At 59.3% G+C, this 15688-nt stretch carries 14 protein-coding genes; 12 read left to right on the top strand and 2 right to left on the bottom strand.

From position 1 onward, the window contains the following. Positions 1–24: 24 nt before the first annotated feature. The 7 genes from AACY36_RS26590 to AACY36_RS26560 all read left to right on the top strand — a co-directional run bounded on the left by AACY36_RS26590 (position 25) and on the right by AACY36_RS26560 (position 6249). Positions 25–957 (top strand): chemotaxis protein CheV, encoded by a 933-nt coding sequence (locus tag AACY36_RS26590; protein WP_339420744.1) that lies wholly within the window; start codon positions 25–27, stop codon positions 955–957. 43 nt (positions 958–1000) lie between these two features. Continuing rightward, a complete protein-coding gene (gene cheR, locus AACY36_RS26585) occupies positions 1001–1828 on the top strand; it encodes a protein-glutamate O-methyltransferase CheR (RefSeq protein ID WP_339420743.1) in 828 nt (275 codons plus the stop codon). A 241-nt stretch (positions 1829–2069) separates the two neighbouring features. Beyond that, complete coding sequence (gene flgB / locus AACY36_RS26580) at positions 2070–2477, top strand: flagellar basal body rod protein FlgB (RefSeq protein ID WP_010208346.1); 408 nt, start codon at positions 2070–2072, stop codon at positions 2475–2477. A 3-nt stretch (positions 2478–2480) separates the two neighbouring features. Beyond that, a complete protein-coding gene (flgC, locus tag AACY36_RS26575) occupies positions 2481–2924 on the top strand; it encodes a flagellar basal body rod protein FlgC (protein WP_065873987.1) in 444 nt (147 codons plus the stop codon). A 16-nt stretch (positions 2925–2940) separates the two neighbouring features. Beyond that, a complete protein-coding gene (gene flgD, locus AACY36_RS26570) occupies positions 2941–3666 on the top strand; it encodes a flagellar hook assembly protein FlgD (protein ID WP_339420741.1) in 726 nt (241 codons plus the stop codon). Positions 3667–3697: 31 nt separating this feature from the next. Beyond that, complete coding sequence (gene flgE, locus AACY36_RS26565) at positions 3698–5002, top strand: flagellar hook protein FlgE (protein WP_339420740.1); 1305 nt, start codon at positions 3698–3700, stop codon at positions 5000–5002. A gap of 179 nt (positions 5003–5181) precedes the next feature. Next, positions 5182–6249, top strand: a complete 1068-nt coding sequence (locus AACY36_RS26560; protein ID WP_370467922.1) for a hypothetical protein — start codon at positions 5182–5184, stop codon at positions 6247–6249. 88 nt (positions 6250–6337) lie between these two features. Here the strand turns inward: AACY36_RS26560 and AACY36_RS26555 are convergent, their stop codons facing one another. Next, positions 6338–9235, bottom strand: coding sequence for a ribonucleoside-diphosphate reductase subunit alpha (locus tag AACY36_RS26555; RefSeq protein ID WP_339420882.1), 2898 nt, complete (start codon positions 9233–9235; stop codon positions 6338–6340). Positions 9236–9961: 726 nt separating this feature from the next. On the opposite strand from AACY36_RS26555, the gene AACY36_RS26550 reads away from it, so the two are divergent. Then, positions 9962–10687: a response regulator gene (locus tag AACY36_RS26550; protein ID WP_339467752.1), complete on the top strand. Its 726-nt coding sequence runs from the start codon at positions 9962–9964 to the stop codon at positions 10685–10687. Next, a complete protein-coding gene (locus tag AACY36_RS26545) occupies positions 10684–12294 on the top strand; it encodes an ATP-binding protein (protein WP_339420886.1) in 1611 nt (536 codons plus the stop codon). The genes AACY36_RS26550 and AACY36_RS26545 overlap by 4 nt, the downstream gene beginning before the upstream one ends. A gap of 36 nt (positions 12295–12330) precedes the next feature. On the opposite strand, the gene AACY36_RS26540 is transcribed toward AACY36_RS26545, so the two are convergent. Then, positions 12331–13047 (bottom strand): 4'-phosphopantetheinyl transferase family protein, encoded by a 717-nt coding sequence (locus AACY36_RS26540; protein WP_339420888.1) that lies wholly within the window; start codon positions 13045–13047, stop codon positions 12331–12333. Between the two features lie 136 nt (positions 13048–13183). Here AACY36_RS26540 and AACY36_RS26535 point away from each other — a divergent pair, with 136 nt between their 5' ends. From AACY36_RS26535 to AACY36_RS26525, 3 genes are read left to right on the top strand one after another with little or no spacing between them, the layout of a single operon-like run. Next, positions 13184–13492 carry a hypothetical protein gene (locus tag AACY36_RS26535; protein WP_339437447.1) on the top strand — a complete coding sequence of 103 codons (309 nt, stop codon included), beginning with the start codon at positions 13184–13186 and terminating at the stop codon, positions 13490–13492. An 18-nt stretch (positions 13493–13510) separates the two neighbouring features. Continuing rightward, complete coding sequence (locus AACY36_RS26530) at positions 13511–14188, top strand: response regulator (protein WP_339420892.1); 678 nt, start codon at positions 13511–13513, stop codon at positions 14186–14188. Then, entirely contained in the window at positions 14185–15531 is a 1347-nt protein-coding gene (locus AACY36_RS26525; RefSeq protein WP_339420894.1) for an ATP-binding protein, read from the top strand. Before AACY36_RS26530 ends, AACY36_RS26525 begins: the two co-directional genes overlap by 4 nt. Positions 15532–15688 lie beyond the last annotated feature (157 nt).

Below are 15688 nucleotides of genomic sequence, written 5' to 3'. Positions count from 1 at the left end.
AGGTTTTAGCGTAGGAGTCTGGGCATGGCAGGAGTAATGGATTCAGTAAACCAGCGCACACAGCTGGTAGGGCAGAATCGCCTGGAGTTGTTGCTTTTTCGCTTGGATGGCAAACAGCTGTATGGCATCAACGTGTTCAAGGTGCGGGAAGTGCTGCAATGCCCCAAGCTGACGATCATGCCCAAGTCCAGCCCGGTGGTGTGCGGCGTTGCCAATATCCGTGGCGCGACGATCCCGATTCTTGATCTGGCCCTGGCCACCAGTTCTGCAGGTTTGCAGGATCGCCAGAATCCATTCGTGATCATCACCGAGTACAACACCAAGACCCAGGGTTTCCTGGTGCGCTCGGTGGAACGCATCGTCAACATGAATTGGGAGGAGATCCATCCGCCGCCCAAGGGCACGGGTCGCGATCATTACCTCACGGCAGTGACGCGGGTAGATAACCAGTTGGTCGAAATCATCGACGTGGAAAAAATCCTCGCCGAAGTGGCACCCACCTCGGAATCGATTTCCGTGGGTGTGGTGGACGCTGAAACTGCGCACAAGGCAGTCTCCCTGCGCGTGTTGACGGTGGACGACTCTTCTGTGGCACGTAAACAGGTGACCCGTTGCCTGCAAACCGTCGGCGTGGAAGTGGTGGCTCTGAACGATGGTCGCCAGGCGTTGGATTACCTGCGCAAGCTGGTGGATGACGGCAAGAAGCCAGAAGAAGAATTCTTGATGATGATCTCCGACATCGAGATGCCGGAAATGGACGGCTATACCCTCACGGCCGAGATACGCAACGATCCACGCATGCAAAAATTACATATCATCCTGCATACTTCGTTGTCGGGTGTATTCAACCAGGCAATGGTCAAGAAGGTCGGTGCCGATGACTTCCTGGCCAAATTCCGCCCCGATGACCTGGCATCCCGGGTCGTCGAGCGGATCAAAGCAGCAGATCACGGCTAGGGGCTTTTTCCCTGGCGATCACACGATTTAAGAGGCGGTATCAGTGTCTACAGGTAATTTGGATTTTGAACAGTTCCGGGTCTTCCTGGAAAAGGCCTGTGGCATATTGCTTGGTGAAAACAAGCAGTATCTGGTATCCAGCCGTCTCAACAAACTGATGGAGCAGCAGGGCATCAAGTCGTTGGGTGAGCTGGTCCAGCGCATCCAGGGGCAGCCGCGCAGCGGGCTCAAGGAAATGGTGGTCGATGCCATGACCACCAACGAAACCCTGTGGTTTCGCGACACCTACCCCTTTGAAGTGCTCAAGAGCAAAGTGCTGCCGGAGGCCATCAAGGCCAGCCCGGGCCAGCGCCTGCGCATCTGGTCGGCGGCGTGCTCCTCGGGGCAGGAGCCGTACTCGATCTCGATGTCCATCGATGAGTTCGAGCGGACCAACATGGGCCAGTTGAAGGCCGGGGCGCAAATCGTGGCCACCGACCTGTCCGGCACCATGCTCACCAACTGCAAGACCGGCGAGTACGATAGCCTTGCCCTGGGCCGTGGCTTGTCCCCGGAGCGCCTGCAGCGTTACTTCGACTCCAAAGGGGCGGGACGCTGGGCAATCAAGGCGCCGATCAAGAGCCGCGTCGAGTTTCGCTCGTTCAACCTGCTCGACAGCTACGCCAGCCTGGGCAAGTTCGACATGGTGTTCTGCCGCAACGTGTTGATCTATTTCTCCGCTGAAGTGAAGAAGGACATCCTGCTGCGCATCCACGGTACGCTCAAGCGGGGCGGCTATCTGTTCCTCGGTGCATCCGAAGCGCTGAACGGTTTGCCGGATCATTACCAGATGGTGCAGTGCAGCCCGGGGATCATCTACCAGGCTAAATAGTACGCAAATCTAAAGGTGGGAGCGGGCAAGCCCGCTCCCACTTTTTTTGTGGCAATTCTCCCAATAGCGGCAACCCTCCATTGCCGCTTTACTGGCGCCACGCGGAAACCCCTTGCCGCTTTTCTGGCATTGCCGCCGGCAACCGCCTCGCAAACCCTTGATATACGGGCCTGCGCAAGATTGGCATGCACCTTGCTATAGCTCTGTTAACGAAAAGCAGGTCAGCCTAAAGGTTTCCGCCATGAGCATCAGCTTCGATAAAGCGCTCGGTATCCACGAACAAGCCCTGGGCTTCCGCGCCCAGCGTGCCGAAGTCCTGGCCAACAACATTGCCAACGCCGACACCCCGAACTACAAGGCTCGGGATCTGGACTTCTCCGCCGTGCTCGCCGCACAGCAGGACAAGACCAAAAACGGCACCTTCGCCTTGAACATGACCAACAGCCGTCATATTGAAGCGCAAGGCCTGAGCAATGGTGACGAGTCGTTGCTGTATCGCACGCCGATGCAGCCGTCGATCGACCAGAACACCGTCGACGCCCAGCTGGAGCAATCGGCCTATGCCGAGAACTCGGTGAACTTTCAAGCCAGCTTCACCCTGCTTAACAGCAAATTCAAAGGGCTGATGTCAGCCCTGCGTGGAGAGTAAGCCATGTCCCTGTCCAGTGTTTTCAATATTGCCGGCAGTGGCATGAGCGCGCAGACCACGCGTTTGAACACCGTCGCCAGTAACATCGCCAACGCCGAGACCGTGTCTTCGAGCATTGACCAGACCTACCGTGCCCGTCACCCGGTGTTCGCCACCATGTTCCAGGGTGGCCAGGCTGGCGGCAGCGATTCGCTGTTCCAGGACCAGGGTAATGCCGGTTCTGGCGTCCAGGTGCTTGGTGTGGTCGAAGACCAGAGCAACCTTGAAGCCCGCTACGAACCCAACCATCCCGCCGCGAACGAAAAGGGTTATGTCTACTACCCCAACGTCAACGTGGTTGAGGAAATGGCCGACATGATTTCCGCCAGCCGTTCGTTCCAGACCAATGCGGAAATGATGAACACCGCCAAAACCATGATGCAGAAGGTCCTGACCCTGGGTCAGTGATAAGGGGCGCCAAATAATGGCCATCGTTGATACGAGTAACAACACGGCAGTCCAGGACCTTTTCAACTCCAAGGTCAAGGCCGCGACAGACAACAGCAGCGTCGGTGATGCAGCCAAGACGGCGACGGGCAGCCAGTCGCTGGGCAAGGATGCGTTCCTGCAACTGCTGGTGACCCAACTGAAAAACCAGGACCCGTTGTCGCCGCAAGACAACGGCGCGTTCGTGGCCCAGTTGGCGCAGTTCAGCAGCCTGGAAGGCATCAACACCCTGAACGACTCGGTGAACAACATCTCGAGCAACTTCAGCTCGTCGCAAGCTTTGCAGGCGTCGTCGCTGGTAGGGCGTTCGATCATCACCCAGACCGACAAGGCGCTGGTGGACACCAGCAAGAGCATGACCGGTTCAGTTGCAGTGACTGCGGCGACAGGCAACGTCGCCATCAAGATCACCGACAAAGACGGCAACGTGGTGCGCACTATTGATACGGGCGCCCAGAGTGCAGGTAACTCCGACTTTATCTGGGATGGCAAGAACGACAAGGGTGAGGTCGCCCCAGCGGGCACTTACACCTTCGCGGCCACTACCAAGAATGACAACGGCGACGCGGTTGCCTTGGCAACTTCGCTGCCGGCAACGGTAACCAGCGTGACGTTGAGCAAGACCGGCGGCGAAATGCTGCTGAACCTTGCAGGCGGCATGGGCAGCGTCAGGCTGTCGCAAATCCAGACTATCGGTACATAGAGCCGGCTAACTACGGCAGAGGGAGAGAAACATGTCTTTTAATATCGGCCTTAGCGGCCTCTATGCGGCCAACAAACAACTGGACGTGACCGGCAACAACATCGCCAACGTCGCGACCACTGGCTTCAAGTCGTCCCGTGCGGAGTTCGCGGACATCTACGCGGCCTCCAAGCTGGGCACCGGCCAGAACAGCATCGGCAACGGCGTGAACCTGGCGGCTGTGTCCCAGCAGTTCACCCAGGGTGACGTCAACAACAGCGGCGGCGTGCTGGACATGGCGATCCAGGGCGGTGGCTTCTTCGTTCAGAAGGGCAGCGACGGCTCGCTGGAGTACACCCGCAGCGGTGCCTTCCGTGCCGACAAAGACGGCTATATCACCAACAATACCGGCACTTCGCGCTTGCAAGGCTACGCCGCGGACGCGGACGGCCAAATCGTCAAGGGCGGCTTGACCGACCTGCAACTGAACCTGTCGTACCTGCCACCCAAGGCGTCCACCAAGGTGGATTCCACCAGTAACCTGAACTCGTCGTCGCCGGTGATCGACCAGGTTACCAAGCTGTTTGATCCTACTGATACGAGCACCTTTACCACCCAGAACAGCACCACGTTGTATGACGCCCAGGGTAACTCCCACGAAATGGTGCAGTACATGGTGAAATCGGACGCCAACGAGTGGAAGGCTTACACGTTGATCGACGGCCGTAACCTGGATGGCTCTAAGCCTACAACCACCGGCGCCACCGCCCCCGTGCCGGCGACCTATACCTTTGACGGTGCCGGTAAGCTTCTGGGGGTCACCGGTACAGGTGTGGTCGGCACGACCCTGACACTCACGGGTTGGGTCCCGGGTACGGTGACCAACGGTACATGGGCGCCAAACAACGCTACAGCGCCGGATATTGCCGTCAATCTGGGCAATGTCACCCAGTACAACTCGGCCAGTTACCGCAACCCGCCGACCACCGATGGTTACGCTACCGGGCAGATCACCGGCCTGAAAATCGACGGCAGCGGCGTACTGTTCGCCACGTTCAGCAACCAGCAGAGCAAGGCCATCGGCCAGATTTCCCTGGCCAGCTTCAACAACGAACAAGGTTTGCAGCCGTCGGGCGGCACCACTTGGAGAGAGACCTTCGCCTCGGGTCAACCGGGTTACGACACTCCGCAATCCGGTACCCTGGGTTCGATCGTGGCCAACTCCCTGGAGAACTCCAACGTCAACCTGACCAACGAGTTGGTGGACCTGATCAAGGCCCAGAGCAACTACCAGGCGAACGCCAAGACCATCTCCACCCAGAGCACCATTATGCAGACCATCATTCAGATGACGTGATGCAGTCGTGCTCCATAAGAAGCCCCTCGTAAGAGGGGCTTTTTTGTGGGCGTAAGAAAAATACCTGCGACCACTAGGGTTACGCGCTGAATCGTTTGGTGGGGAACGTCCAGTCCCCGTCTTGCCACTGATCGGATCAGAGCCCCAGAGGCTCACCAATCATTGGGAGGGCGCGGGATATGTGGAGTTCTGGGATTTTCGGGCCAGGTGCCGGACGCGCAGTTTCTGTACCCGGTGCAGCGCCAGGGAGGGCAACACCGGTTGCGCCGGTTGCCGAAGTGACCGCGATCAAGACGCTGCTCAGCGAACTGTTTGATGCGCAGCAAACAGGTAAGACCCAAACGGTTCAGGACACACGCGATAAGTTGAACAAGCTGCGTGAGCAGCTGGGTGATGCAACATTCAAGGACATCCTTAACAAGCTGATCGATCAGGCTGATCAGCAGTTTCTTGAATTTCTCAAGCGGCTGCTGAAGGCGCTATTTCCCGAGAATGAGGATGTTGCTCCGCCTCCGCCTTCACCGGGAGGAGGTGGCGGCGGCGGTGGACGCAGGGTCAATCCACGGGATTTCGGCGGCAGCGAACCCATGACCAACAAACCATTCACTGAGGGTGCGCGCCACTTCGACTACAAACCTGACCACAGTAACCCTGGCAAGAAACCGGGCGTAGGCAGGGGGGACGGCAATATCTGGAGTGGTTTCAAGCAAGGTCCGGATGGAAACTGTGTCACCGTTTCAGCCATAAAGGCATCAATGATGCAGTTTGGCCAGAAGCCCACGGACGTCTTCAAGGACGTCAAAGGAGTGGGAGATGGCTACGACGTAAAGATGCGGGATGGGTTCGAGCTGCATTTATCCAAGGCCGAATTGAAGCAGGCAGCGAGGTATGCACAGTTCCAGGGTGATGATCCGACCATGATGGCCGATGCTAACTTCATGTACGCGGCGAGTGCCAAGCGAGCGCAGATGGAGGGTAATGGGTTCGATGATGACAAAAATGTCGCAAAGCAGAGTCTTGCTCATGCGATGCAAAGTTTGAACAATGGAGAAATGGGCTGGGAAGCGCTGGATAGGCTTGGCTTGAAAGGTTTGTACAGGAACTCTTCGAGTTCTGAACTTGCAAGCGGCAAGTTGGGTGTCGTTGATTATGGTGGTCATTCGATGGCCGTGATAGGCGGCAGCATCGAGCTATGGGGGCAGCGGGGCCAGGCGCCACGGCCCGGTAACGCGTATGCGTTTAAATGACCGCCAATAAAAAACCGATAACCCCAGCGAGTACAGAGGTTATCGGTTTCATTCAATCCCGGGCGTTTCAGCCTGGGATTGGCTTAGCTTATTGGCAAGCTTCGCAATCCGGCTCGTCAATCGCACAAGCCTTTGGCACCGGGGCCGGACCTGCTGGAGCGGCGAGTACCGAGTCATCACCGTGGTTGCCGCCGCTGGAAACTGCGTTCAGCTTGCCGGTGTTGATGGTCGACTTCTCGGTGCTGGTCGCTGCCAGGGCACGGAGGTAGTAAGTGGTTTTCAGGCCACGGTACCACGCCATGCGGTAGGTCACGTCCAGCTTCTTGCCCGAAGCGCCGGCGATGTACAGGTTCAGGGACTGCGCCTGGTCGATCCACTTCTGGCGACGGCTGGCGGCGTCAACGATCCACTTGGTGTCCACTTCGAAGGCAGTCGCGTAGAGCTCTTTGAGTTCTTGCGGGATGCGCTCGATCTGCTGCACGGAACCGTCGTAGTACTTCAGGTCGTTGATCATGACCGAGTCCCACAGACCGCGGGCTTTCAGGTCGCGAACCAGGTACGGGTTGATCACGGTGAATTCGCCGGACAGGTTCGATTTCACATACAGGTTCTGGTAGGTCGGTTCGATCGACTGCGATACGCCAGTGATGTTGGCGATGGTGGCGGTCGGAGCGATGGCCATGATGTTGGAGTTACGAATGCCCTTCTGCACACGGGCACGTACCGGCGCCCAGTCCAGGGATTCTTCCAGGTCAACGTCGATGTACTTCTGGCCACGTTGCTCGATCAGGATCTGTTGAGAATCCAGCGGCAGGATGCCTTTGGACCACAGCGAACCCTGGAACGTCTCGTAGGCGCCGCGCTCGTCAGCCAAGTCGCAGGAAGCCTGGATCGCGTAGTAGCTGACCGCTTCCATGGACTTGTCGGCGAATTCGACCGCTGCATCCGAACCGTAAGGAATGTGCTGCAGGTACAGCGCGTCCTGGAAGCCCATGATGCCCAGGCCGACCGGACGGTGCTTGAAGTTGGAATTCTGCGCCTGTGGCACCGAGTAGTAGTTGATGTCGATCACGTTATCGAGCATACGGACGGCGGTGTTGACGGTGCGTTCCAGCTTGGCGGTGTCCAGCTTGCCGTTGACGATGTGATTCGGCAGGTTGATCGAGCCCAGGTTGCAAACGGCGATCTCGTCCTTGTTGGTGTTCAAGGTGATCTCGGTGCACAGGTTCGAGCTGTGGACCACGCCCACGTGTTGCTGCGGGCTGCGCAGGTTGCACGGGTCTTTGAAGGTCAGCCATGGGTGGCCGGTTTCAAACAGCATCGACAGCATTTTACGCCATAGGTCTTTGGCCTGGATGGTCTTGAACAGCTTGATCTTGCCAGGGTACTGGGACAGCGCTTCGTAGTACTCGTAGCGCTCTTCGAAGGCCTTGCCGGTCAGGTCGTGCAGGTCCGGAACTTCGGAGGGCGAGAACAGGGTCCACTGGCCGTCATCGAAGACTCGCTTCATGAACAGGTCAGGGATCCAGTTGGCGGTGTTCATGTCGTGGGTACGACGACGGTCATCACCCGTGTTCTTGCGTAGCTCGATGAACTCCTCAATGTCCATGTGCCAGGTTTCCAGGTAGGCACACACCGCGCCTTTGCGCTTGCCGCCCTGGTTGACCGCTACGGCGGTGTCGTTCACAACTTTGAGGAACGGCACAACGCCCTGGGACTTGCCGTTGGTGCCCTTGATGTACGAACCCAAGGCACGTACTGGCGTCCAGTCGTTGCCCAGGCCGCCAGCGAATTTGGACAGCATGGCGTTGTCGTGGATCGCGTGGTAGATGCCCGACAGGTCATCCGGCACGGTGGTCAGGTAGCAGCTAGACAGCTGTGGACGCAGGGTGCCGGCGTTGAACAGGGTCGGGGTCGACGACATGTAGTCAAAGGACGACAACAGGTTGTAGAACTCGATGGCACGGTCTTCTTTGTGCTTCTCTTCAATCGCCAGGCCCATGGCCACGCGCATGAAGAACACTTGCGGCAGTTCGAAGCGGATACCGTCCTTGTGGATGAAGTAACGGTCGTAAAGGGTTTGCAGGCCCAGGTACGTGAACTGCTGGTCGCGCTCGTGGTTGATTGCCTTGCCGAGTTTTTCCAGGTCGAAAGTGGCCAGGATCGGGTTCAGCAATTCGAATTCGATACCCTTGGCGATGTAGGCCGGCAGGGCCTTGGCGTACAGGTCGGCCATTTCGTGGTGGGTAGCGCTGTCGGCGACACCGAGGAAGCCCAGGCCTTCGGCACGCAGGGTGTCCATCAGCAGGCGCGCGGTCACGAACGAGTAGTTCGGCTCACGTTCAACCAGGGTACGGGCGGTCATTACCAAGGCGGTATTGACGTCGGTCAGGGCCACGCCGTCGTACAGGTTCTTCAGGGTTTCGCGCTGGATCAGGTCACCGTCGACTTCTTCGAGGCCTTCGCAGGCCTCGGTGATGATGGTGTTCAGGCGGCCCAGGTCCAGCGGTGCAAAGGTACCGTCGGCCAGGGTGATGCGGATCGATGGGTGCGCTTGAACGGCGGCTTCGTCGGCCGGAGTGCGCACGGCACGTTCCTTGGCACGCGAATCACGGTAGATCACGTAGTCACGGGCAACTTTTTGCTCGCCGGCACGCATCAGGGCCAGTTCGACCTGGTCCTGGATTTCTTCGATGTGGATGGTGCCGCCCGAGGGCATGCGACGCTTGAAGGTCGCGGTGACTTGTTCGGTCAGGCGGGCAACGGTGTCGTGGATGCGCGACGAAGCGGCAGCGGTGCCGCCCTCAACTGCAAGAAACGCTTTGGTGATCGCGACGGTGATTTTGTCATCGGTGTAAGGAACGACAGTGCCGTTACGCTTGATCACGCGCAATTGGCCAGGTGCAGTGGCGGACAGATCCAGGTTCGAATCAGCGGCCTGCGGCACGGAGCCCTGCGGGTTCTCGCGAGTTGTGTCGGTTTGCATGGGGGGGTGTCTCCACATTCTATATTTATTTGGGCACCATCTCGGTGCCCACCGTTCCGTCCTGAAGCACTTACAGCAGGCCTGGGCCTGGCATAACAACTTCGGGACAGGAGGAAGGGAGCTATACGCGCCGCTTCCATGCCGAAGTCTTCGGATCGGGGCTGAAAAGCCCTTGGCCGTATTCCTGGTGGGTGACAGTTGCCAGGTTCAGGCACTGCAACACCCGTACCGTTTTCCGCTGTATGAGCTTGAAAACGGCTGCCATCCGCGTGCGCGGTTTGGGCTTTCAAAAAATGCGTGGGTTCAACCAAGCGAGTGCAAGAAAGGGCTTGAGTTTCTTGTCTGATCTGTGTTTGGTTTTTTCGCTCAAAACGCTACATGTAGGGTTTTTTTAGCGCCGGGCTACAAGATAATGCGTTTTGGGGGTCTTAGCAACGCACTACCTGTGGATAACGTTGTGGGTAAAATGTGTATGAAACGTGGAGCACCCGTGTAGGCCGCATTGCTGCTGGATTCGGCCGTTTGTCACCGGATATTCCAAGATAAAAACAGCGGGTTGGATTTTTGAGGGCGCGAACCCTATCACAAAAAAACGCGATCACCGAATGGATTTCCCAACTTGTGTTTGGGGGTTGGGGCATGGCTACAATCGGCCATTGTTATGCCCTTAAAACATGACAAACAGGGTATGGCCAACGCAGTTTCTAATAACAACGAGGACCACCCGTGGAGCAAGAAGCCTGGCAAATACTGATCGTCGAGGACGACCAGCGACTGGCCGAACTGACCCGTGAGTATCTGGAGAGCAATGGCCTGCGGGTGTCAGTGGAAGGCGATGGCGCCCAGGCGGCCGCGCGTATCATCGCCGAGCAACCGAACCTGGTGATTCTGGACCTGATGCTGCCCGGCGAAGACGGCCTGAGCATCTGCCGCAAGGTGCGCGAGCGCTATGACGGCGTGATCCTGATGCTCACCGCGCGCACCGACGACATGGACCAGGTGATGGGCCTGGACATGGGCGCCGATGACTACGTGTGCAAACCCGTGCGCCCGCGTCTGTTGCTGGCACGCATCCAGGCCCTGCTGCGGCGCAGCGAACCGGCGGAACCGCCTGCGGTAGAGAATCAGCGCCGCCTGCAATTCGGCCGTTTGGTGGTGGACAATGCCCTGCGCGAGGCCTGGTTGAATAATGACGGTATCGAGTTGACCAGTGCCGAATTCGACCTGCTCTGGCTGCTGGTGGCGAATGCCGGTCGCATCCTGTCCCGCGAAGAAATCTTCATCGCCTTGCGTGGTATCGGCTACGACGGCCAGGACCGTTCGATTGATGTGCGCATCTCGCGCATCCGCCCGAAAATCGGCGACGACCCGATCCACCCACGTCTGATCAAGACCGTCCGCAGCAAAGGCTATTTGTTCGTCCCCGAAGCCGCCGCCGACATGCCGCTGTGAATTCGATCTTCCTGCGTATCTACGGCGGCATGTGCGCAGCGCTGATTCTGGTGGCGCTGCTCGGCGTACTGGCCCTGCACCTGCTCAACGAGGTGCGCAGCGGCCAGTACCGCGAGCGCCTGGCCCATGGCACCTTTGCCTTGATGGGCGACAACCTGCAGCCCATGAGTCCCATCGAGCGCCAACGCGCCCTGGCGGTGTGGGAGCGTTTGCTGGGGATCCCGCTGGAATTGCGCCCCCTGGCCGATGCGCACTTGGACTTGAGCCAGCGCAACAGCCTGCAACGTGGCCAAGTGCTGGTGCAACAGACTGGGCCTCACGCCGCGCGGGTGCTGCGATTGGTCAGTGCCCAGGAACCTCTCGTGCTGGAGGGGGAGGTGCAGCAGATCAGTGAGCAACTGGCGCGCGCGACGATCTACCTGCTCGCCGACGAACTGGTGCGCTTCCCGGTGGCCGAACAGCCGCAGCGCCTGGCAGACATAAAAGAAGCCAAGGGTTTTGGCTTCGACATGCACTTGATGACCCTCGACCAGGCTGATATGGACGAAGACCAACGCCGTCGCGTATCGGAAGGCGATACAGTGATGGCCCTGGGCAAGGGCGGCGATTCGATCCGCGTGTTTGCCGGCATGGTTGGCACGCCGTGGGTGTTGGAGCTCGGCCCCCTGTATCAGATGAACCCTTATCCGGCGCAGTGGCTGATCTTGATCGCCTTGATCGGCCTGACCCTGATCGGTCTGATCGTCTATCTATTGGTGCGTCAGCTTGAACGTCGCTTGCGCGGCCTGGAAGCCGCCGCCACACGCATTGCCAAGGGCAACCTGGAAGTCCGCGTGCCGGCCCGTGGCGCTGACTCGGTGGGGCGCCTCGCTGCAGCGTTCAATGGCATGGCCGAGCACTTGCAGCAGTTGCTGGCGATCCAGCGTGAACTGGTGCGTGCGGTGTCCCACGAACTGCGCACGCCCGTGGCGCGTCTGCGTTTCGGCCTGGAGATGGTCGGCGATGCCACCACCCCTGAGGCACGGCGCAAATACCTGGAGGGCATGGACAGCGACATCCAGGACCTCGATGGCCTGGTCGATGAAATGCTCACTTATGCGCGTCTGGAACAGGGCTCGCCGGAGCTGAATTTCCAGCGGGTCGACCTCAATGCGCTGCTCGATCAGGTGATCGGCGAATTATCGCCACTGCGCCCGCAGATCAACGTGGCGCGGGGTATCTGCCTGTCTTCGACGCATTGGGATGACGCCTGGGTCGACGCCGAGCCGCGTTATTTGCACCGTGCCCTGCAGAACCTGGTGAGCAACGCCATGCGCCACGCCCAAGGCCGCGTGCTGATCAGTTATCAGGTGGGCCAGGTGCGCTGCCGCGTCGACGTGGAAGACGACGGCCCTGGCGTGCCGGAAAGCGCTTGGGAGCGCATCTTCACGCCGTTCTTGCGCCTTGACGACAGCCGCACTCGCGCCTCGGGTGGGCATGGCCTGGGCTTATCGATTGTGCGTCGGATTATCTACTGGCACGGCGGCCGGGCGTTGATCAGCAAGAGCAACAATTTAGGAGGGGCGTGCTTCAGTCTGAGTTGGCCCAGGGATCAAGAGAAACCCTGATGCCGCCTTCGCGGGCTGGCTCGCGAAAGCGATCGATCAGGCGCTGATAGCCACCAGGCTCAACAACTGCCCATCGGTCACCGCAAACTGCCCCACCAACGCCTTGCCATGGCACCACTCACTGGAAAGATCCGTCAGCAACCGTAGCCGCAGTTGGCCCGACTCGGACCACTCCAGCAACTCCGCATGCTCAAAATAAAAACGCTTCTGCACAATAGGATAGAGCGCCTTGAACAGGCTCTCCTTGGCGGAAAACGTCAGCGTCACCAGCAATGCGACCTGCTCTCGCGGGAGGGCGGCCATACGCCGCATTTCATCGGCAGTCAGGATTTCCCCGGCCAGCCGTTCAGCCCGCTCCAGCGTCAGCACATTCTCCAGGTCCATCCCAAGCCCGCGCCATTGTGCCGTGTGCGCGGCAATCGCAGCGGCATGCCCGGTGCTGTGGGTGATGGAGCCACAGATGTGCGCGGGCCACACCGGTGCGCGGTCTTCACCGATGGCCGGCACGCAATCGAAGTGATCGAGCTGTTGCAGTGCCGCGCGGGCGCACAGCCGGCCGGCCAGGAACTCGGCCTGACGCTTGGCCACTGAACGCTGGATGCTCGCGGGGGGCGGCACGGCACTGCGCTGGAAGTCGCCTGGCGCTAATAAGGCTGGGTCAAACCGGGTGCTGAAAAACACCGTGCCCGGCAAGGGATCGGGCAGCGGCCAATGGGCGTCGAGCGGAGTGCAGCAAGCGGGTAGGGAATTCATGGGCGGTATTTTGCCGAGTTGATGGGCAACAGGATAGCCCGCTGCGGTTCAGGTGCGGTTCAGAGCCTGTTCAGGGGGAGTTCAGGGGCGCCTGCGTAGTCTGGTCCTACAGCCAAAACGCGTGGAGGTAAGCACCATGAGTGCGATCAAAAAGCTGATGTTGGCGTTAACCATGCTCAGTGCCACTGCAGGGGCCCAGGCCGCCGATGGTGCCTTTGCCGCATTCGGCAAAGAAAAGACCCGAAAAACCAGCACTTTGATTCAGCGTGTCAGCGTCGAAGACGCTGGCAGCCAACCTACGCCTTGGGGCCAGTCCCTTGGCCTTGTAACCCCGCAGCCGGCCTACCGCGCTGGCTATGAACACCTGACCGGTCAGTTCAATGGTATTAAACTGCGCCCGCAAGATCTGCAGGGCCGCTATGATATCCCTCTGTCGGACAGTTGATTTGCTTTGGAGAGCCTTATGAAATTGCTGGTGGTGGAAGATGAGGCGCTGCTGCGCCATCACCTGTTTACCCGCCTGACCGACAGCGGCCACGTGGTCGAGGCCGTGGCCAATGCCGAAGAGGCCCTCTACCAGACGGGCCAATTCAACCATGACTTGGCCATCATCGACCTGGGCCTGCCCGGCCTGGGTGGGCTGGACCTGATCCGCCAACTGCGTACCCAGGCCAAGACCTTTCCGATCCTGATCCTCACGGCTCGCGGCAACTGGCAGGACAAGGTCGAAGGGTTGGCTGCCGGCGCGGACGACTACTTGGTCAAGCCGTTCCAGTTCGAAGAGCTGGAAGCGCGGATGAACGCGTTGCTGCGTCGCTCCAGTGGTTTCACCCAGTCGACCATCGTGGCCGGGCCGTTGCTGCTGGACCTTAACCGCAAGCAAGCGTCCCTGGACGAACAGCCCCTGGCGCTGACCGCCTACGAATACCGGATTCTCGAATACCTGATGCGCCACCACCAGCAAGTGGTCGCCAAGGACCGTTTGATGGAGCAGCTTTACCCTGATGATGACGAGCGTGATCCAAATGTCATCGAAGTGCTGGTCGGTCGCCTGCGCCGCAAGCTGGAAGGCCCGGTTGGGTTCAAGCCGATCGACACCGTGCGTGGCCTGGGCTACCTGTTCAATGAGCGCTGCCGTTGATTCGCTCGTTACGCGTGCGCTTGATGCTGGCGGCCGCCACCCTGGCCGTGCTGTTTATGCTGGGTTTGTTGCCGGCCATGCAGGGTGCGTTCAGCCTGGCATTGCAGGATTCCATCAAGCAGCGCCTGGCGTCGGACGTCACCACCCTGATTTCCGCCGCGCGGGTCGACAATAACCGCCTGCAGATGCCGGCGCAGTTGCCGGACGAACGTTTCAACCTCACCGACAGCCGCCTGCTCGGCTATATCTACGACCGCGAGGGCCACCTAGTGTGGCGTTCGCGGGCGACCAAAGAAGAAAACATCAACTACAAACCGCGCTACGACGGGCGCGGTAATGAATTTGCGCGAATTCGTGAGGCCAATGGTCAGGAATTCTTTGTATATGACGTCGAGGTCAGGTTGCTGGGCGGCAAGAGCGCGGCGTTCAGTATCGTCGCCCTGCAACCGGTGCGTGAATATCAACTGACCCTCGAGGGCCTGCGCGAAAACCTTTACCTGGGTTTTGGTGCGGCGTTGCTGGTGTTGCTGACCTTGCTCTGGCTGGGCCTGACCTGGGGCTTACAAGCCTTGCGGCGGCTTAGCCAGGAACTCGACCAGATCGAAGGCGGCACCCGAGAGAGCCTTAGTGAACAACACCCCCGCGAATTGCTGCGCCTCACCGGCTCCCTCAACCGTTTGCTGCACAGCGAACGTGAGCAACGTGCGCGCTACCGCGACTCCCTCGACGATTTGGCCCACAGCCTGAAAACCCCGCTGGCGGTGTTGCAGGGCGTGAGCGAAGACATGGCCCAGCGCCCGGAAGATCGCGACCAGGCCTGGGTTTTGCAGTCGCAGATTGAGCGCATGAGCCAGCAGATCAGTTACCAGTTGCAACGCGCCAGCCTGCGCAAAAGCGGCCTGGTGCGCCACCAGGTACGCCTGGCGCCGGTGCTGCAAAGCCTGTGCGACACACTGGACAAGGTCTACCGCGACAAACGCGTCACCGTCTCCTTTGAACTGCCGGATGAATGCGACGTGCCCATCGAGAAGGGCGCCTTGCTGGAATTGCTCGGCAACCTGCTGGAAAACGCTTACCGCCTGTGTTTGAGCGAAGTGCGCATCAGCCTGGTGGAAAGCCTGGAGGGCAGTGAGCTGTGCATCGAGGATGACGGGCCGGGTGTGCCGCCGGACCAGCGTGCACGGATTCTGCAACGGGGTGAAAGGCTGGATCGCCAGCATCCCGGGCAGGGGATTGGCTTGGCGGTGGTCAAGGATATTATTGAAAGCTACGGCGCACGGTTGACCCTGGGGGATTCACCGTTGGGTGGCGCTGCGTTCAAGATTCATTTTCCGGCCTTGTGATCTCTAATGACTCCACTGGCCTCTTCGCGAGCAAGCCCGCTCTTATCAAACAAAAAATAACTCATTGTTTTTGCTCTTAAAATTTAAGCCGCTTTAACCAGCTGCAATCCAAGTTTGCGTGCCTTGCGTTCCAAGGCGCGCATCTGCCGATCACGGC

It is taken from the genome of Pseudomonas sp. EA_15y_Pfl1_P101, from assembly GCF_963970835.1.
Lineage (GTDB): Bacteria > Pseudomonadota > Gammaproteobacteria > Pseudomonadales > Pseudomonadaceae > Aquipseudomonas > Aquipseudomonas tritici.
This window is presented reverse-complemented; position numbering and strand designations above follow the sequence as displayed.